Raw genomic sequence first — 18,215 nt, forward strand, 5'->3', positions numbered from 1 at the left:
TCCGCCAAGCTTGCCTTTTGATAAAGGATTCGGCAGGCCGCCCTCTATATTTTGGGCTTTGTGACCGCATCACCAGTTGCGGCGCGCCCCCCGCTCAACACTTTTAAAGACATGTCGCGCATCCCGGAAGAAACCATCCAGCAGGTGATCGCCGCCACGGACATCGTGGCGCTCATCGGCCGTTCCGTGAAGCTGCGCAAAGCGGGGACGAACTATCTCGGGCTGTGCCCGTTTCATAATGAGCGCACTCCTTCCTTCAATGTCAGCCCCTCCCGCAACACCTACCACTGCTTTGGCTGTGGTGCGGGCGGCACCGCCATCCGCTTCGTCATGGAGCATGACGGCCTCTCCTTTGTGGAAGCCGTCAGACGCCTGGCCGAAGCGGCGGGCATCCGTATCCAGGAGGAGGTCTGGGACGCCAATGCCGAGGCGGAGGCCAAGCACCGCAGCCTGCTTCTGCGCGCGCACCGCGAGATCGCCGAATGGTTTCACCAGCTCCTGATGAAGCACAAGATCGCCGCTCCGGCGCGCGAGTACCTCAAGTCGCGCGGCATCACCTCCGCCGTGGCGAAGAACTGGCAGATGGGCTACGCGCCGGCCAGCAGCGCCTTTTTCCGCGAATGGGCCGCGCAGGCGAAGCTCCCCGAGAGCGTGCTGGTGGAGGCCGGGCTTTTCGTGCAGAGCGACGAGGACTCGGGCCGCCGCGGCGCCTACCCGCGCTTCCGCGACCGGCTCATGTTTCCCATCCGCAGCGACAACGGGGACGTGATCGCCTTCAGCGGCCGCATCATTGCGCCGCGGGAGAACACGGGCAAATACGTGAACTCGCCGGAGACGCCGCTCTTCAGCAAGAGCAAGGTGCTGTTTGGTTTTGACCGCTCCAAACGCGCCATCTCGAAGGCAGGCGAGGCCATCGTCTGCGAAGGCCAGATCGACATGATCATGATCTACGAGGCGGGCTTCCAAAACGTGGTGGCCGGGCAGGGCACCGCCTTCACCGAGCTGCACGCCAAGCTCCTCAAGCGCGTGTGCAATGAAGTCGTGCTCTGCTATGACTCCGACAATGCAGGCTACAAGGCCGCCGAGCGCGCCTTCCAGATCCTCTCGCCCATCGGCCTCACCGTGAAGGTGGCCTCGCTGCCACAGGGGGAAGACCCCGACTCCCTGCTGCGCAAGCAGGGCAACGAGGCATTGCAGGCGGTGCTGGGAAATGCCACGGACTTCCTGGAGTACCAGATCCGCCGCCTGCGGGCCAGCGCCAAATCCGACAGCATGGTGGAGCGCGTGCGCATGGCAGACCAGGTGGCCGCGGCCATCAGCGTCTTCACCGGCGTGGCCCAGCGCATCACCGCCGTCAACAAGGTGGCCAAGCTGCTGGAGATTTCCGAAGAGCAGCTCACGGCCATGGTGAACCGCGCCGCCAAGGAAGGCAGGAACGGCGCTGGCGGCCCCAAGCCCGAGGCATCCTCCGCCAGCATCGCCGACGAGGCCAAAAAACTGCTGGCCTCCCAGCACAGGACCGCCGTGACCCTTTGCCAGATGGCGCTGAAAGATGCCGAAGTGATGTACTGGCTGCGTGAGTCCGACTGCGAAGACCTGCTGAAAGAGGTGCCGGGCACCGAGCTCCTGGCCCTGCTGGTGCACAGCCGCCACGACCCTCTGGAAGAGTCCTCCCAGCTCGCCTTTATGGCCGGACTGGAGCGCCACCAGGAGGCCGCGTTTGCCCTGCTTCAGGCGCACGCGCTCCGGCCTGGCGGCGTCGGCCCCAGCGGGCTGGAAGACGCAAAAAGCGCCCTCTACACGCTGGAGATCGCCCGGCTCCAGAGCCTGATCCAGGGCGTGGAGGCGAAACTCCGCCAGCGTGGCCTCTCCGCGGAGGAGGTGGAGCGCCTGCAGCAGCACCAGGTGGAACTCATTGCAATGCGCAAAGATTGCCTTGACCGTACCAAACCCGTCCCGAATAGTTTCTCCCCCTGACTGACGCAGGTCGCGGACCCCCCAAGAGGTTAGTATGGCCGTCTCCAAAAACCAACTTAACGGATCCCATTCTCGCAACGCAGCCGCACAGGCGGGCGCCCCCATGGCTGCCGAGGACGCGGCCGCACCTCAAAAACGTGGCCGCGGCAGGCCGCGCATTCACCCGCCCAAGGAGGCTCCCGCCGCCCAGGTCGGCCCGGATGGCATGCCTCTCAAACGCCGCCGCGGCCGCCCGCCAAAAAACGGTCATGCCGGCGGCATCGCCCAGTTTGCCAACACCACTCACGACGACATCCATTCCCCGGACGTGCAGGCACGCCTGCGCGACCTCATCCGCACCGCGCGCGAGCATGACCACCTGACCTGGGACGACATCAATGAGGCCCTGCCGCCGGGATTCGTCACGCCGGACCTGATGGACGCCCTCATCACGCGCCTGCGTGCGATGGAGATCAAGATCACCGATGATGTGGACGGCCTCGCCGCGCGCAACAACGCCGCCCGCGAACGCATCGCCGCGGAGCGTGATGCCGCCTCCGCCAAGCTGGACGTGTTTGATGATCCGGTGCGCATGTACCTGCGCCAGATGGGCCAGGTGCCCCTGCTCACCCGCGAGCAGGAGATCCACATTTCCAAGCGCATTGAAAAGGCCGACCTGAGCATGCGCCAGTGCCTGCACACCATCGGCTTCATCGGCCAGGCCTACCTGCAGTTTGCCGAGGCCCTGTGCAACGGCGTGGAACGCTTTGACCGTCTCGTGAGCGACCGCAAGGCGGACGAACGTGACGCCTATTTCAAGAAGCTGAAGCCTCTGCTGGACCAGGCACGGGAGACCTATGACAAAACCAGCAAGGCCTTCAACGCCATGATCAATGCCGGGCCGCGCAAACGCGCCGCGGCCCAGGAAGAGTTTGAAGCCCTGCGCGCCTCCTTCTTCCGCACCTGCGAGAAGTTTTACTTCAAATCCAAGATCACCGAGGACTTCGTCACCCTCCTGCAGCAGCGGCTGACGGATCTCAGCAATCTGGAACGCAATCTCAAGGAGCACCCGCGCAGCGAGGCGGCCAAAGAAGCCGTGAACGCCTTTGAGCAGGAATCGTGGATGACGGCCGCGGACTACCGCACGCTCATCACCGACACGCTCAAGCACGTGGCCGGTTCCACCCGCGCCAAAACCGAGATGATCGAGGCCAACCTGCGCCTCGTCATTTCCATCGCCAAAAAGTACACCAACCGCGGCCTCTCCTTCCTCGACCTCATTCAGGAGGGCAACATGGGCCTGATGCGCGCGGTGGAAAAATTTGAGTACCAGCGCGGCTACAAATTCAGCACCTACGCCACCTGGTGGATCCGCCAGGCCATCACCCGCAGCATCGCCGACCAGGCCCGCACCATCCGCATCCCGGTGCACATGATCGAGACGATCAACAAGCTCATGCGCGTGCACAAGCAGCTCCTCCAGGAGCTCGGCCGCGATCCGACCCCGGAAGAAATCGCCGAGGAAATCCACCTCCCCGTCGAGCGTGTGAACGCCGTCCTCCGCCTCTCCCAGCAGCCCGTCTCCATGCAGGCCAAAGTCGGCGAAAGCGAAGGCGACACCGAATTCGGCGACTTCATCGAGGACAAGGAGGCGAGCAACCCCATGGAGCTCACCGCCATGCACCTCCTGCGCGACAAACTCCGCGACGTGCTCGACACCCTGAACCCGCGCGAACGCGAAGTGCTGGAGCAGCGCTTCGGCCTCGGCGACGGCGCCGGGCGCACGCTCGAAGAAGTGGGCAAGCAGTTCCAGGTCACCCGCGAACGCATCCGCCAGATCGAAGCCAAGGCCCTCCGCAAGCTGCGGCATCCGACTCGCATCCGGAAGCTGGGCGGTTTCTTTGGCGCGGGTTGATGCATAGACGACGTAGGACGGTCGTGGCGAAGCCCGCCCGTCTGCGAGCGCACCGCAAACACCACGGCGTGCGAACCTCCTCAAAGCCAGGCCGCGGAGCTGCCTGGAAGTAGGACGGTCGTGGCAAAGCCCGCCCGTCTGCGAGCGTACTGCAAACACCAAGGCGTACAAACATCCTCGAAGTCGGGCGGTTTGGCGGAGAGCGCTGGTGAAGCATGCGAATATCACCGACGCCAAACACGACCGACCTACGGCAAGCATCGCAACACCAAGGCACACGAGGTTCCTACCCCCGCGCTCTGCCTGACACTTGCGTTTCGGAACGCGTACGCAAATTTCGCCCTATGCCGTGGATCGTCCCATCTGTGATTCCTTTGCCACCCGACTTCACAGCATTTGATCCCGGCAGTTCCATTCCGTGTGACACCTTCTCCAGCTACACACGACATCTTCCTCACTGGAGGCTGCCGCATGCGGCCTACTTCGTCACCTTCCGGCTCGCCGACTCCATCCCACGGGCCACCCTCGCAGAGATCCAACGTGAAGCCGAAGAATGGCGCAACAAAGGCCCTTTGTCCGATCTTGAACTGGAAGAGTGGCGGGAGTTCCAACGCGGGCGCCTCCGCAAGCTGGAGCGGCTGCTTGACGAGGGTCACGGCGAGTGCCTGCTGCGCGAATCAAAAAATCGGCAGGCGGTGGTGAAGGCGCTTCATCATTTCGAAGGAGAGCGCACAGAGATGCTGGCCTATGTCGTGATGCCCAACCACGTCCATGTCTTGTGTCGTCTGCGCGGCGGATTTGAGCTTGAAAAGGCATGCCGTTCCTGGAAATCGTTCACTGGGCGAAACATTCAGCACCATCTGGGCCGAAAGGGCACGCTTTGGCAGGACGAAAACTTTGACCGCATCATCCGTGACGAGGCACATTACCAAGCCACCGTTCGTTACATTGCAAAAAATCCCCTGAAAGCCGGACTGCAGGAACACGAAGCCTCCGTATGGTTCTGCAAGTCGATCCAAGACGCCAACTCACAGACGCCGAGACGTGACATTTGAGGCTGAATGGCAACCGAGCGCACCACGTCGTAGGACGGTCGTGGCGAAGCCCGCCCGTCTGCGAGCGCACTGCAAACACCACGGCGTACGAACATCCTCGAAGTCGGGCGGTTTGGCAGAGGGCGCTGGTGGCGCATGAGAACCTCATCGAGGCCAAACACGACCGACCTACGACAAGCGCACCGCAAACACCACGGCGTACGAACATCCTCGAAGTCGGGCGGTTTGGCGGAGGGCGCTGGTGGAGCATGAGAATCTCATCGACGCCAAACACGACCGACCTACGACAAAATCACCACCTCACCCCCACTTCCCTCCTGCCTTCAACACTCCTCAAATACACATACCCCTCCACCGCCCTTTCCGCCCACTCGCCTTCCAACACCACCCTCACGCGCTCATACTCACCACCCTCGGTATCCTCCAGCACATCCAGCTTGATCAGCCCCGCCTCATCCACGCTCCACACCTCTCCCTGAATGGAAAGACCCTCATCCGCGCGCACCATCCCCGGATACCCCCCAAGATCATACAAGCGAAACATCGGCTTCGTGCACGCCTCGCCCACGAACTGCTGCTGCGAGATCCAATGATGATTATCCCCACCACGCTTCAGCGTGCCATACACAAACACCAGCGTCCGCGTGTTCACAGCGCATCCTCCCGTTCATTCAGCCACGAAGCCAGGCTGTAACGTTTTTCGGTCAGTTCATTCGCGCGTTCGATCATGCTCGCAGTCATCTCCTGCGTCACCCGCACGTTGGCGGCCAGCCGCGCCGCCCAGCGCGGCCAGAACTCCTCCGCCAGCGTCACCTGCTGCACGCTGCCCTGGTGCAGCAGGCCCAGCTTGCCACGGCGCTGCCCGGCCCCGGCCACCTTCACTTGGCCGCGCACCACATCGTGCATGGCGGGCGCCACAAAGCAGAACGGATTCTCGATCAAATCCTCCGGTCCCGCGAGACGGCTGCCATCATCCAGCGCCTTCGCCAGCGACTCATGCACCAGCCTGTAACTGTCCAGCGGATTGGTCTGCGACCAGGGATGCACCGCCGGCACGATGACCGAGTACGTGTAGTCCGCATCATGCAGCACCACGCCCCCGCCCGTCCAGCGCCGCACGATGGGCCACTGCGGCAGCGTCCCCGCCAGCTTCGTCAAATTCTGCGCATAGCCGATCGTCGCCGTGGGTTCCGTCCATCGATACACGCGCAGCACCGGCAGTTCACTCTGCTCCAGCCACGCCTGATCCGCCGCCATGTTCCAGGGGCCGTCATGCGGCGGCGCATCGAGGTGCAGGATGAGTTGGTCAAAGAGAGGCATGTCAGAATCCACCCCGCATCATGCGACAACTTCGCCATTCTCCAACGCGAATGCGCACGAATCACCGCGAATCTGCTCTTTCTGTTTTTAGAAGGCCTGGGGACATACGTTTCGCCGCAGAGAGGCAAAGGTGCAGAGGTGGCAGAGATTGAATCCATTCTCTGCTACCTCCGCCTCTCTGCTCCTCTGCGGCAAAGACGAATGTCCCTTCAACTTCGCAGTGGCATGTCGCCAGACCCACTTCACACTCCGCCCATGCGCCCCACCCGCTTCCTCGCTCTCGCATTCTCCCTGCTGTCCGTCTTCTGCCATGCCGCGGACGACTACCAGCCCGGTCCCGACTCCAAACCGCAGGAGGGCGTGCCGAAGGGCGACGTGCTGAAGTTTGAATTCAAAAACAGCAAAATCTTCCCCGGCACCGTGCGCGACTACTGGGTGTATGTGCCCAAGCAGTACTCTCCCGACAAGCCCGCCTGCGTGCATGTGAACCAGGACGGCATCCAAAACCTAGCGCCCGTCGTCTTTGACAACCTCATCGCCAAAAAGAAGATCCCCGTGATCATCGGCGTCTTCGTGATGCACGGCCGCGTGCCCGCGGCTGATCCGGCGACTCAACTGGACCGCTTCAACCGCAGCGTGGAATACGACGGCCTCGGCGAGAACTACGCGCGCTTCATCCTCGAAGAACTCCTGCCCGAGGTGGAAAAGATCGTGCTGCCGGACGGCCGCGCCATCCGCCTCTCGCACGAGGGCAATGACCGCAGCATCGGCGGCAGCAGCAGCGGGGCCATCGCCGCCTTCACCGCCGCGTGGGAGCGGCCCGAGGCTTTCAGCCGCGTCTTCAGCAGCATCGGCACCTACGTCGATCAGCGCGGCGGCAATGACTACCCCGTCATGATTCGCAAAGCCGAGCCCAAGGCCCTGCGTGTCTTCCTGCAGGATGGCAGCAACGATGCGAACGGCACCGGTGGAAACTGGTTCCTCGCCAATCAGGAAATGCTCTCCGCCCTCGAATTCGCCGGCTACGAATCCAATCACGTCTGGGGCGAGGGTGGCCACAATGGCAAGCACGCCACCGCCATTTTCCCCGATGCCATGCGCTGGCTGTGGAAGGACTGGCCCAAGCCCGTGACCAAAGGCACTGGCTCCCGCGCTCCCGTGATGGAAGTGCTCGGTGCCGGCAGCGAATGGCAGCTCGTCGGCGAAGGCTATGGCTTCACCGAAGGCCCCGCCGTGAATGCCAAAGGCGAAGTCTTCTTCACCGACATCCCCAACAGCCGCATCCACAAGATCGCGCTCGATGGCAAGGTCTCCGTCTTCGCCGAAAACACCGGCAAGGCCAACGGCCTCATGTTTGGCCCCGACGGCCGCCTCTTCGCCTGCGCCAGCGGCAACAAGCAGATCGTGGCCTATGACGAAGCCGGCAAGATGACCGTCATCGCCGAAGGCATCGATTCCAACGACCTCTGCATCGGCCTCAACGGCAATCTTTACGTCACCGATCCTCCGCACAAGCAGGTCTGGCTCGTCAGACCCAATGGCGAGAAAAACGTCGTGGACACCAATGACAAAAACGGCATCGCCTTCCCCAATGGCATTCGCCTCACACCAGACCAAAGCCTCCTGCTCGTCGCCGACATGCGCGGCCAGTTCATCTGGAGCTACCACATCGAGGCAGACGGCACCCTCAGCGCCAAGCAGCCCTACCACCACCTCCGCATCCCCGATGGCCTGATGGAAAGCGGCGCCGACGGCATGACGCTCGACACCAAGGGCCGCCTCTACGTCGCCACCCACGCCGGCATCCAGTTCTGCGACCAGGCCGGCCGCGTGAACGGCATCATCGCCAAGCCCCAGCGCAAATGGCTCGCCAACGTCGTCTTCGGCGGCGCCAACTTCGACGAACTCTACGCCTGCAACGGCGACAAGGTCTTCAAACGCAAGACCCAGGTGAAAGGCGTCCGCTCCGCCGAAGCCACCATCAAGCCGGAGAAGCCGCGGCTGTGAGAGGGCGCGAAGCGTCTTGGAGTGCGGTGGCAAGCTTTAGCGCGACACCGCTTCGCTGGCCGGACAGCAAGCTGAGGCCGAAGAACGCCCGATACCCCGCGAAAGCGGTGTCGTCGAGGCAAGGCTTTGCCCTTGCCTCTCTGCCACCGCACTCCAAGACGCTGTCGCGTTCACGCGCGCCAGCCATTTCAGTTCCGCGGGAACGGAGGGGGCCAAAGCAAAATTGAACCTCCGCCGAGACTTCCCGTCGCCCGCTATCGCTGCCGCCGCTCTCTGGAACCCATGGCCAGGCACCAACGTCCCCCTCGCCACTCTTCCGCCTTCTCCAGACTCGACATTCACCTCCAGCCATTCACTTTCCGCCATGCCGATCCCCGAGATGACGCCCGAAGCTCTGGAAGCCTATCAAGAGGCTCTGGAGAGGATTGATAGATGCAAGAGGCGATGGGGGGGCTTGTTTTTGGATCTAAGCGACCTCGGCCTGACCTTGCTACCGCCGGAGATCGGCCAACTTACCTCCCTTACGCAGCTCAATCTCTCTGATAACCGGCTCAGTGCTTTGCCGCACGAGATCGGCCTGCTTACCGAGCTCACAGCTCTAGATATCTCCAATAACTTCCTTGAAACCCTGCCTTGTGAGATCGGACAGCTGACCGCCCTCAAGACGTTTTTCCTCCACAGCAACCGGCTTAGAATGTTGCCGCCGGAGATCGGCAAGCTAACAGCGCTCACGCAGCTTGTCGCCTACAAAAACGAGTTAAGCACAATACCTTCGGAGATTGGCCAGCTTGTATCTCTCGCTGGACTGGAGTTTTATGACAATCAGCTCACTGTACTACCTCCGGAGATCGGCAAGCTCCACTCTCTCACAGGACTTTTGCTCTCCAACAACCGGCTCCGTATGTTGCCGCCGCATATAGGCCGGCTTTCCGTCCTCAAGCACCTTGCCCTCTCCAACAACCAGCTCAGCACGCTGCCGCCGGAAATCGGACAGCTCACAGCGATCAATAGGCTTTATCTCTCCAACAACAAACTGGGCAAACTCCCATCAGAGATCATTCGACTCCAGACGATGGAGCATCTCTTCCTGCATGGGAATCCTGAACTAGGAATTCCAGATTCGATCTTAGGCCCCTCGGCTGCCGAGGTCTCCGCCAGCGATGAGAAGGGCCGCAAAGAACCAGCCAGGCCGAAGGACATCTTAGAGTACTACTTCTCTCAGGCTACCACTGATGCACGCGCGCTCAATGAGGTGAAGATGCTCTTGGTCGGGCGAGGCGGTGCGGGCAAGACCAGCCTAGTAGAGCGGCTAGTACGCGGAACCTATGACAAGATGCAGGAATCCACCACGGGCATAGCGCTGCAGGACTGGAGTCTGCCGTGTCCAGATGGAGATGATGTGACGGTGCACGTGTGGGACTTTGCCGGACAGGTGATCGCGCATGCGACCCATCAGTTCTTTCTCAGCGCCCGCAGTGTGTATGTGCTGGTGCTGACCGCGCGCGAGGACAGCCAACGGGAGGATGCTGAGTACTGGCTGCGGCTGATCCGCGCTTTTGGCAGTGAGGACGGGGCGACTTCGAAGGTAATCGTAGCTCTGAACAAGTGGGCCACTGCTCCGGTGCGTCTGGACCGTGAGGCGCTGCGGGAGAAGTATCCTTTCATCGTTGAATTCCTAGAAACGGACTGCGAGACCGGACAAGGCATCGCGGAGCTGAAGGCGAAGCTAGCAGAGATCATCGGCCAAGATGCCGCTGTTCGAGAAAAGACTGGCGCCGCGTATTTTCAGGTGAAGGAAGCGCTTCGGAAATACTGGAAGGATGAGCAAACCAACTATCTAGATTATGCTATCTTTGAAGAAGTGTGTAGTGCTTCAGCAGTGACCGACAAAGACCGGCAACTGGCCATGGCGCGCAATCTGCACCGCTTGGGGCTGGCGCTGAACTACGGGGATGATTCACGCTTGCGTGATACCACCGTGCTGAATCCGCACTGGGTGACGGACGGCATCTACATGCTTCTGCGTGAGGCACCGAATGAGCGTGCGGAACTGTCGCTAGAGGCGGCGTGCCGCAAGCTGCCGAAGGAGGAGATTAAGAGGGTTATTTTCCTCATCCGCCTTATGCAGAAGTATGACCTGGCCTTCCCGCTGAAAGAGGATGAGCAGCTCTGGCTGGTGCCCCAGGCGCTGGCAGATTCCCAACCTGTGCTGGGTGCGGAATGGCAGGGCGAGGAGGCGACGCGCCTGCGCTGGGCCTACGCGGCGTTGCCCGAGGGGCTGGTGCCCCGGTTCATTACTCGCACACATACTTTGAGCGAACGGTTACCGCGTTGGCTGAACGGCACACTGCTGGAGCTGGGACAGGCACGTGCCGTGGTGCGGGCGGATGTGACGGACCGCCGCATCACCGCCACTGTCATCGGTCCCAATGTTCACAGGCAGCAGCTCGCTGGCACGATTCAAACTGAGATGCGATCCCTCAATGCGGAGATTCGCGGTCTAGACCCTTTGGAGGAACTGCAATTACAGCACGCTCCGGAAGTATGGCTGCCGGTGACGGGCTTGGAGAAGGCGGAGAAGAAGGGCCTGCTTCACATGTCCATGCTGACGCCCCAGGGGCTGGTAGAGGTGAATGCGACCAAGGAGAACAACCGCCTGACGGTCCAGGATGCCCGCACGGATGTGTGGAAGCCGCGTGTATTCATCAGCTACTCGCATAAGGATGACGTGGCCAAGGATCAGCTCGTGCTAAAGCTCAAGGTGCTGCAAACCGCCGGCTTGGTGGAGTACTGGCTGGATCGGGATCTTACGGCAGGCGAGGAGTGGAATCGTGGCATCGCTGAACAACTGGAGGAAATGGATGTCTTTCTGCTGCTGGTGAGTGATCACTCCCTGACATCTGACTACATCAACCGCGTGGAAATCACCCGCGCCTTGGAACGCCGCAAGGAGGGCACCGCTGAAGTAGTGCCGGTGATCCTGCACCGCTGCCAGTGGAAAGCCAGCGGGCGCCTGAATCATCTGATCGCCCTTCCCACGGATGCCAAGCCCATCAAGGACCATAACAAGCATGCTCATGGTTGGCACGACGTGTCCGAAGGACTGATGCGCGTCCTTGAAAAGCTGAAGAGAAAACACGCGGGCGAGCATCGTTCCAGCGAACGGGAACGAGGGATGAGGTGAGGGAGCAGAGCACTCGCGCCGGAGGGTCGTAGGACGGTCGTGGCGAAGCCCGCCCGTCCATCAGGGTACGGCAAACACTCCGGCGAGCGGATCCCTCGCAGCGTACAGCAGCCCCCCCTGGCGGGTGAATGTCCTCGCAGCGTGCGGCAGGCCTTGGGGCCTGCGAAGGTCCCCCGCAGTCGGGCGGTTTGGCGGAGGGCCCTTTGCGTGTTAGAGGGATCTTTTTTTGCCAAACACGACCGATCTACGGCCGGAGAGTGCGCTGTTGCTTACCTCACGCCTGCCTCTTCTGCAGCTCCACCAGCGCGTTGAGAATCTTCACCCGGTTCATCTCATGCACTTCAATCTTCGTCCCGATCTCCGGCACCAGCGTCACCGTCAGCTCCCCGCCGAGGTGCTCGCGGAATTCTTCCAGGCCTTCCAGAATGGCGGGTTCACCGCTGCGACCGGTGTTCATCAAATGCGGGGAGGAAGTGGCAAAGCCGATGCGCTCAATCAGTTTCAGCACGCGCTCGCAGGTCTCCGCATCCAGGATGCCCTGCATGCGGGAATAAACCAGATCCACCGCCATGCCGATGGCCACGGCCTCGCCATGCGCCACGGTGAACTTGGAGATCTGCTCCAGCTTGTGCGCGGCCCAGTGGCCAAAGTCCAGCGGCCGGGCGGAGCCCAGTTCGAAAGGATCGCCGCCGGTGGCGATGTGCTCTACGTGCAGCTCCGCGCTGCGCTGGATCACCTGCTCCAGCGCCTCCTGCTTGAGCGCGGCGAGATCACCGGCCATGGCCTCGATCTGCTCGAAAAACGCGCGGTCGCGGATGAGGGAGACTTTGATAGCTTCGATGATGCCGTTGCGGCGCTCCCGCGCGGGGAGGGATTCGAGAAAGGCGAAGTCATTCACCACGGCAAAGGGCACGGAAAAGCTGCCCACCCAGTTCTTTTTGCCAAAGTAGTTCACCCCGTTCTTCACGCCCACGCCGCCGTCTCCCTGGCTGAGCGTGGTGGTGGGAAAGCGCACATGGCGGATGCCGCGGTGCGCCGTGGAGGCGGCAAAGCACACCAGATCCAGCGCAGCGCCGCCGCCGATGACGAACACATAGCTATGCCGGTCCAGCGCCGCCTCATTGATGGCGTCCCAGCAGCATTCCACCAGCCGGAAGTCGTTTTTGCAGGGCTCGCCGCCGGGGATGACGATGGGGTCGTCCACCATCGTGAAGGTGTCCGCATGCACGTGGCCATAGGCCATGATGTCATCGATCAGATCCTGGTTGGCGGTGGCAACGGCCTGATCCACAAAGACCAGCACGCGGGGGAGCTTGTGCGGCTGGTCGAGTTTGAGGAGATCGCGGATCGTGTGGTTCCGGGGCGCAAAGGCTTCTCTCGTGAACAAGATGCGATGGGTGTGCTCGAGCCTGATTTTTTTCTCCAACATTAACGGGGGCGGATTCTTTGGCTCTGACCGGGGTGGAGGTCAAAGGGAAAGGGGAATACGCCGGGCGAATGCCCTTTCTACAGCCGCAGCCCTGTTTTCTCCACCGTCATGGGGGTTTTTGCACCCGAAAATGGCCCCCGACCCCTCCTGTGCGGCCACCCATGGAAATAGCCTGCTGGGGTGATTGAGATGGATACCCCGCGGATTCAACATGTCCGCGGCCATGAAAACCTTGCTTTCGCACCCCCATCCCCGCCGCGACCTCCCCCGGCATGGCTTCAAGTAAAACGGCCCCACCAGCCGACCCGCAACCAACCTGCAACCAAATGTCCCGGCATGCCTGGAAGAACAAAGCCGCCGCCGCAGTGACCTTTCCGCCGCCACTCCGATTCCTGATACCCGCGCTGCTGCTGGTGCTCGGTCTGCTGTCGATGTGGCTGGACTACGAACTCGATCTGAACAACGACATGAAACGCAGTGTGGAGGATGTGACCACCCAGGCAGACGCCACGGGCAGGCGCCTCACCAGCCTGGCCCGGCAGCACCTCGCCCGTGGTGAGGTCGAGGCGCTGCGCGAGGGCCTCTCCGAGTGGAAGCACGAGCCCTGGCTGCGCATCGCCGCCGTGGTGGATGAAAACGGTCGCGTGCTAGCCAGCTCCATCCCCGAGTGGGAAGGCCATCTGGCGGAGGAAACACCCGCGGCCGGCGCCTGGAAGCGGGCCCGTGAAAATCAGGACAAAATCATGGAGGCCCCCGCCCTGGACAGCAGGGACGTCATCGTGCTGGCGGCTTTTCCCATCCAGCTTCCCTCTCAGCGCTCCTCCTGCCTGCTGCTGGTCTATGATCGCGCGGACGCCGTGGTCCACGCCCATGAAGATGCGCGCCGGCGCATGGCCTGGTCCGCCTCGGTCATCGCGCTCATGTGCCTCTGCCTCTGGGCCACCCTGCACTTCGGCGTGGCCTCCCGCCTGGAGCGCCTGGCGCGTTCTGTCCGGGAGTTTGGCGAAGGCCGGGCCGTCAACATCGAGCCCGTGCGCGGCGGCGATGAAGTGCATGAACTCTCGCAGGCCTTCAAGAAAATGACCGCACGCCTGGCCGACCGCGAAAAGGAACGCGCGGAGCTGGAGCGCGCCGTCATTGATTCCGCCGAAAACGAACGCCGGCGCATCGGCCATGAGCTGCATGACGGCATCGGCCAGCAGCTCACCGCCGTGCTGATGTCCATCAATGGCCTGCACGATGAACTGCAGGCCAGGGTCCCTGCCCTGGCGGACCATGCCCGGCATGCCAGCCAGAGCCTGCGCGAGACTCTGGCGGAGGTGCGCGCCCTGTCTCACGGCCTGGCGCCGGTGCCCCTGTGGAAGCAGGGCCTTCAGCATGCCCTGCAGGCGCTGGCAGACGCCACCACCCGCAGCTCCGGCGTCCGCTGCGTGTTTGAATGCCCGGACAACATCACCGTCGCCAACGAGGCCACCGCGTGCAATCTCTACCGCATCGCCCAGGAGGCCGTGAACAATGCCCTGAAACACGCGGACCCCGGGGAGATCCGCATCGGCCTGGAGTGCCGTGGTGAATCCCTGGTCCTTGAGATCGACGATGACGGCTGCGGCCTGCCAGAGGCGCCTTCAGAGGCCGGCGGCATCGGATTTCGGATCATGCAGCATCGTACGGAAATGATGGGTGGCAGGATGGAGCACGGTGCTCCGCCCGCAGGTGGCACCCGCATCGCCGTGCACATCCCCAACCTCCTATGACAACTGTTGATGCCGGCTCCAAAACCTATCGTCTCCTGCTGGTGGATGATCATCCCGCGGTGATCAATGGCTACCGCTTCATGCTGCAGCCTTATCCCTCTTTCGAAATCTGCGGCATCGCCGCCAATGAATCCGAGGCCCTGGCTCTCGTGGCCCGGGAAAAGCCCGATCTCCTCATCACCGATCTCAACATGCCCGGCCGCGGCGGCCTTGAGCTCATCAAGGATCTCGCCGCGCTGCATCCCGGCCTGAAGATCATCGTCAGCTCCATGCATGATGAAATGCTCTGCGCCGCGCGCGCCCTCCGTGCCGGGGCCAGCGGCTACGTGGGCAAGGACAGCCCCGGCCATGCGCTGCTGGATGCCATTCACAAGGTGCTCGAAGGCGGCGTCTATGTCAGCGAGCGGCTGGCCTCGCATCTCGCCGCCTCCTTTGCCTCCCCACGTCCCCGCGGTTCCACCGAATCTCCCCTGACCAAGCTGAGCGACCGCGAGTTTCAGGTCTTCGAGCTCTTTGGGCATGGCCAGACTGCCAAGGAGATCGCCGCACAGCTCCATCTCAGCCCAAAAACCGTCTCGGTACATCGCGATCACATCAAGGAAAAAATGGGCTTCGTCACCAGTGCGGAAATGATCCGCCAGGCAGTGCGCTGGGTGGAAACGCAGCGCGACGTGCTCAAGTAACGTAAAGCGGCGCGCCACAAAGGTAGGCCCGCCACCTAAATGCAAAAGGCCCCGGCGCTGATACCGCGGCCTTCACCCGGCCGCATGGTGCGCGATCCGTCCAACCAACACGGTCTTCAACAACCATGAAATCCTCGCGCATTCGCTCCAAGACACGGGTTCCAGGCAGCACCTCCTTTCATTCGAGCTTCTCGGATGTTCACCAGCATCTGGATGACAGTTCGCCTCTGTTTGATGAGCTGATGCAAAACCTGCCGTGGGTTCCGGAACAGAAAACCGGCCTGCCACAGCAGCACCAAGCAAAGGTTTTGTTCCAATTCTTTGATGGCTGGCCCGCCATGGAATCGTGAATTTCGGGCGTTCGTTCAACGTTACCCTGCCTGACATGAGAACCCCCAGCCGCATCATCATTGTGGATGATCATCCTGCCCGCTCCGCGGATCTGTGTTCCGCGCTGGCGGCGCAGCCAGATCTCACCCTCTCCGCCTCAGTCACCTGCGCCTCCTGCACCTTTGGCGCTGTCTCACGGCAGCAGCCGGATCTGGTGCTGCTCAGCCTCAGCATGCCGGACCATCGTGTTCTGGATCTCGTCAAAGACCTGCGGGTGCTGCATGCCGGCCTGAAGCTTCTCGTGGTTTCCAGCCAGGATCAGGAGCTGGAGACCGCGCTCGTCCTGCGTGCCGGCGCCCATGGCTGCGTGGCGGCCTGCAGCAGCATCCCCATCAAGCTGGATGCCATGCGGCAGGTGCTGGCCGGGCGCCATTGCTTCACCTCCCCGGGCGCCGGCGCCTTCCCTTCATCTGTTTCCCCCATCCACTGGGCGGGCGCGGCGGTCGCGCTCTGAGGCCCTGTCCTGCCTGCATAAAACTGGTTGCGGAAACAGGCGGCGCTTCGTTGTTTCCCGCGGCTCATGAAGAAGGAAGTCCTGCAGCACCTTTACAAACTGATCGCGCCCCATCGCGGCAGGTTTTTGATGGTGGTTTTCATCACGCTGCTGAGCACCGGCGCGGGACTCGTGGAGCCGCTGATCTATCGTGAGGCGATCAATGACATCGCCGGACTCTTTGTCAAAAGAGCCAATGACAAGGCCAGGGTGGAGGCCGGCGAGGAACTGGAGACGGGCGACGACCCGCTGGAGGACTTCCTCCGTCAAAAAATCCAGGCCGCCCACGAAAGTGCGCATCCCCTGCCGCCGCCCACGCTGAAGACGCACGAAAAAAAACCCCACACCCCGGCGCATGTGGCGGAGCGCACGCCAGGAGAGGCCATTCACACGCTCTTCTACGCGGTGCTGCTGATGCTCGGCGTCAATGTCGTCAGCTACATCCTCTGGCTCTATGCTGAAAACAAAAAGGCCCGGCTCGACTGCGACATCGAGCAGGAGTTCATCCAGGGCGCCTTCTCCCACGTGCTGCGGCTGCCGCTGGGCTTCTTTGGCAAACGCGCCCCCGCCGCCATCGCCAAGCAGATCGATCAAAGCGAGGAGGTCAGCGCCATCGTGGGCGCCTTCTCCCAGCAGATCCTGCCGGAGATCATCAGCCTCGTCGGCATCGTGGCCATCATGTTTTATCAGAACACCACGCTCGCCCTCATCGCCGTGTCGTTGATCCCTGTGTACCTCATCATCGCCTGGCGCTCCTCACAGAAGCTCGAAACCGGCCTCAACACCTACTACGAGCGCTGGGAGGACGTCAGCGCCCGCATCACCACCGCGCTGGAAGGCATCAAAACCGTGAAGCTCAGCGGCGCGGAAGCGCGGGAGGTGCAGGAATACCGCCGCATCTCCGCCAGCGCGTATGAAAATTTCGTGCAGCGCAGCCGCCTTTCGAACAAATTCTCCTTCTGGGAGGGCGTGCTCAGTCATCTGGCCACCGCCATGGTCCTCGGCTGCGGCGGCTACCTCGCGCTCATCCACAAGCTCACGCCCGGAGACGTGGTGATGTTTGTCGCATATCTGGACCGCCTCTATTCACCCATCGACGAACTTTGCAGCCTGTGGGTGAACACGCAGCAGCACGTCGCCTCCATCTCACGCGCCTTCCGCCTGCTGGAAAACAAGAGCGGCGAGAAGCCCGGCAGGCCGCTGCTCATCGAAGACGGCAGGGTGGAGTTCAAGGACGTGACCTTTGCCTATGTCGAGGATCATCAGGTGCTGAAGTCTCTCTCCATGGTTTTCGAGCCCGGCAAAATCACCGCCATTGTGGGCGGCAGCGGCACGGGCAAAACCACCGCCGTGGATCTCCTGCTCAGGCTCTATGAACCCCAGCACGGGGAGATCCTCATCGACGGCCAGGAGCTCGCCAAACTCGACTCCTCCAGCCTGCGCGGCCAGATCGGCATGGTGGCGGCGGACGGCGCCATTTTCCGCGGCACCCTTGCCTACAACCTGCGCTACAAGCAGCCCGACGCCACAGATGCCGAGGTCATGAAGGTCGTGGAGCAGGCGGGGCTGAAAAATCTCGTGGAGCGCCTGCCAAAGGGGCTGCAGACCATGGTCGGCCAGAACGGCATGGGCCTCAGCGTCGGCGAAAGACAGCGCGTGCAGATCGCCCGCGTGCTCCTCAGCCGTCCAAAAATTCTCATCCTCGACGAAGCCACCGCCAACCTCGACTACAACACGGAGGCGGAGGTGCGGCATGCGATCCATCAGCTTCGGAGCCACTGCACCATCATCATCATCGCCCACCGCTTCAGCATGGTGCGGGATGCCGACCACGTGTACGTCCTCGGTGGCGGCGGCATCCTGGAACAAGGCACGCCGGAAACCTTGATCGCCGCCGGCGGCTGGTTTGCCGCCTTTGCTCACGCGGTGGAAGAAGACAGCACCGCGGAGCAGGAAGAGGAAGAAGAAGAGGAGGCCGCTGAAGAAAACGAAGAAGCAGAACAAACCGATTCTGAAGGAGACTGAGACC

Annotated in this window: 13 protein-coding genes; 10 read left to right on the forward strand and 3 right to left on the reverse strand. The window is 62.2% G+C overall.

The features are described from left to right. The first annotated feature begins 111 nt into the window (after nt 1-111). The 3 genes from dnaG (at nt 112) to ACILSQ_RS06380 (ending at nt 4,926) form a co-directional block, all read left to right on the forward strand. Nucleotides 112-1,977: a DNA primase gene (gene dnaG / locus ACILSQ_RS06370; protein ID WP_395742751.1), complete on the forward strand. Its 1,866-nt coding sequence runs from the start codon at nt 112-114 to the stop codon at nt 1,975-1,977. Between the two features lie 103 nt (nt 1,978-2,080). After that, nucleotides 2,081-3,871, forward strand: coding sequence for an RNA polymerase sigma factor RpoD (gene rpoD / locus ACILSQ_RS06375; protein ID WP_395742752.1), 1,791 nt, complete (start codon nt 2,081-2,083; stop codon nt 3,869-3,871). Nucleotides 3,872-4,215: 344 nt separating this feature from the next. Next, nucleotides 4,216-4,926 carry an REP-associated tyrosine transposase gene (locus ACILSQ_RS06380; protein WP_395742753.1) on the forward strand — a complete coding sequence of 237 codons (711 nt, stop codon included), beginning with the start codon at nt 4,216-4,218 and terminating at the stop codon, nt 4,924-4,926. A gap of 292 nt (nt 4,927-5,218) precedes the next feature. Here the strand turns inward: ACILSQ_RS06380 and ACILSQ_RS06385 are convergent, their stop codons facing one another. Together ACILSQ_RS06385 and ACILSQ_RS06390 are read right to left on the reverse strand one after the other, a co-directional pair. After that, the gene (locus tag ACILSQ_RS06385) at nt 5,219-5,578 is read right to left on the reverse strand and encodes a gamma-glutamylcyclotransferase (RefSeq protein WP_395742754.1); all 360 of its coding nucleotides are present in this window, start codon (nt 5,576-5,578) and stop codon (nt 5,219-5,221) included. Then, complete coding sequence (locus ACILSQ_RS06390) at nt 5,575-6,246, reverse strand: biotin/lipoate A/B protein ligase family protein (protein WP_395742755.1); 672 nt, start codon at nt 6,244-6,246, stop codon at nt 5,575-5,577. Before ACILSQ_RS06390 ends, ACILSQ_RS06385 begins: the two co-directional genes overlap by 4 nt. Nucleotides 6,247-6,501: 255 nt before the next feature. Here ACILSQ_RS06390 and ACILSQ_RS06395 point away from each other — a divergent pair, with 255 nt between their 5' ends. Further along, nucleotides 6,502-8,253: an SMP-30/gluconolactonase/LRE family protein gene (locus tag ACILSQ_RS06395; RefSeq protein ID WP_395742756.1), complete on the forward strand. Its 1,752-nt coding sequence runs from the start codon at nt 6,502-6,504 to the stop codon at nt 8,251-8,253. 364 nt (nt 8,254-8,617) lie between these two features. Beyond that, the gene (locus ACILSQ_RS06400) at nt 8,618-11,437 is read left to right on the forward strand and encodes a COR domain-containing protein (protein ID WP_395742757.1); all 2,820 of its coding nucleotides are present in this window, start codon (nt 8,618-8,620) and stop codon (nt 11,435-11,437) included. Nucleotides 11,438-11,711: 274 nt separating this feature from the next. Here the strand turns inward: ACILSQ_RS06400 and ACILSQ_RS06405 are convergent, their stop codons facing one another. Continuing rightward, on the reverse strand, nt 11,712-12,866 hold the full coding sequence (locus tag ACILSQ_RS06405; RefSeq protein WP_395742758.1) for a 3-dehydroquinate synthase: 1,155 nt from the start codon (nt 12,864-12,866) through the stop codon (nt 11,712-11,714). Nucleotides 12,867-13,192: 326 nt separating this feature from the next. On the opposite strand from ACILSQ_RS06405, the gene ACILSQ_RS06410 reads away from it, so the two are divergent. The 5 genes from ACILSQ_RS06410 to ACILSQ_RS06430 all read left to right on the forward strand — a co-directional run bounded on the left by ACILSQ_RS06410 (nt 13,193) and on the right by ACILSQ_RS06430 (nt 18,211). Further along, the gene (locus ACILSQ_RS06410; RefSeq protein WP_395742759.1) at nt 13,193-14,620 is read left to right on the forward strand and encodes an ATP-binding protein; all 1,428 of its coding nucleotides are present in this window, start codon (nt 13,193-13,195) and stop codon (nt 14,618-14,620) included. After that, nucleotides 14,617-15,303 (forward strand): response regulator, encoded by a 687-nt coding sequence (locus tag ACILSQ_RS06415; protein WP_395742760.1) that lies wholly within the window; start codon nt 14,617-14,619, stop codon nt 15,301-15,303. Before ACILSQ_RS06410 ends, ACILSQ_RS06415 begins: the two co-directional genes overlap by 4 nt. A 125-nt stretch (nt 15,304-15,428) precedes the next feature. Next, nucleotides 15,429-15,653 (forward strand): hypothetical protein, encoded by a 225-nt coding sequence (locus tag ACILSQ_RS06420; protein WP_395742761.1) that lies wholly within the window; start codon nt 15,429-15,431, stop codon nt 15,651-15,653. A gap of 35 nt (nt 15,654-15,688) precedes the next feature. After that, entirely contained in the window at nt 15,689-16,147 is a 459-nt protein-coding gene (locus ACILSQ_RS06425; protein WP_395742762.1) for a response regulator, read from the forward strand. A gap of 66 nt (nt 16,148-16,213) precedes the next feature. After that, nucleotides 16,214-18,211: an ABC transporter ATP-binding protein gene (locus ACILSQ_RS06430; RefSeq protein WP_395742763.1), complete on the forward strand. Its 1,998-nt coding sequence runs from the start codon at nt 16,214-16,216 to the stop codon at nt 18,209-18,211. Nucleotides 18,212-18,215 lie beyond the last annotated feature (4 nt).

Source organism: Prosthecobacter sp., from assembly GCF_044227185.1.
Lineage (GTDB): Bacteria > Verrucomicrobiota > Verrucomicrobiia > Verrucomicrobiales > Verrucomicrobiaceae > Prosthecobacter.

What these genes read in the sequence shown, in the direction of transcription:
- dnaG (WP_395742751.1), top strand. Translation starts at nt 112, where the DNA reads ATGTCGCGCATCCCGGAAGAAACCATCCAGCAGGTGATCGCCGCCACG.
- rpoD (WP_395742752.1), top strand. Translation starts at nt 2,081, where the DNA reads ATGGCTGCCGAGGACGCGGCCGCACCTCAAAAACGTGGCCGCGGCAGG.
- ACILSQ_RS06380 (WP_395742753.1), top strand. Translation starts at nt 4,216, where the DNA reads ATGCCGTGGATCGTCCCATCTGTGATTCCTTTGCCACCCGACTTCACA.
- ACILSQ_RS06390 (WP_395742755.1), bottom strand. Translation starts at nt 6,246, where the DNA reads ATGCCTCTCTTTGACCAACTCATCCTGCACCTCGATGCGCCGCCGCAT.
- ACILSQ_RS06395 (WP_395742756.1), top strand. Translation starts at nt 6,502, where the DNA reads ATGCGCCCCACCCGCTTCCTCGCTCTCGCATTCTCCCTGCTGTCCGTC.
- ACILSQ_RS06400 (WP_395742757.1), top strand. Translation starts at nt 8,618, where the DNA reads ATGCCGATCCCCGAGATGACGCCCGAAGCTCTGGAAGCCTATCAAGAG.
- ACILSQ_RS06405 (WP_395742758.1), bottom strand. Translation starts at nt 12,866, where the DNA reads ATGTTGGAGAAAAAAATCAGGCTCGAGCACACCCATCGCATCTTGTTC.
- ACILSQ_RS06410 (WP_395742759.1), top strand. Translation starts at nt 13,193, where the DNA reads ATGTCCCGGCATGCCTGGAAGAACAAAGCCGCCGCCGCAGTGACCTTT.
- ACILSQ_RS06415 (WP_395742760.1), top strand. Translation starts at nt 14,617, where the DNA reads ATGACAACTGTTGATGCCGGCTCCAAAACCTATCGTCTCCTGCTGGTG.
- ACILSQ_RS06420 (WP_395742761.1), top strand. Translation starts at nt 15,429, where the DNA reads ATGAAATCCTCGCGCATTCGCTCCAAGACACGGGTTCCAGGCAGCACC.
- ACILSQ_RS06425 (WP_395742762.1), top strand. Translation starts at nt 15,689, where the DNA reads ATGAGAACCCCCAGCCGCATCATCATTGTGGATGATCATCCTGCCCGC.
- ACILSQ_RS06430 (WP_395742763.1), top strand. Translation starts at nt 16,214, where the DNA reads ATGAAGAAGGAAGTCCTGCAGCACCTTTACAAACTGATCGCGCCCCAT.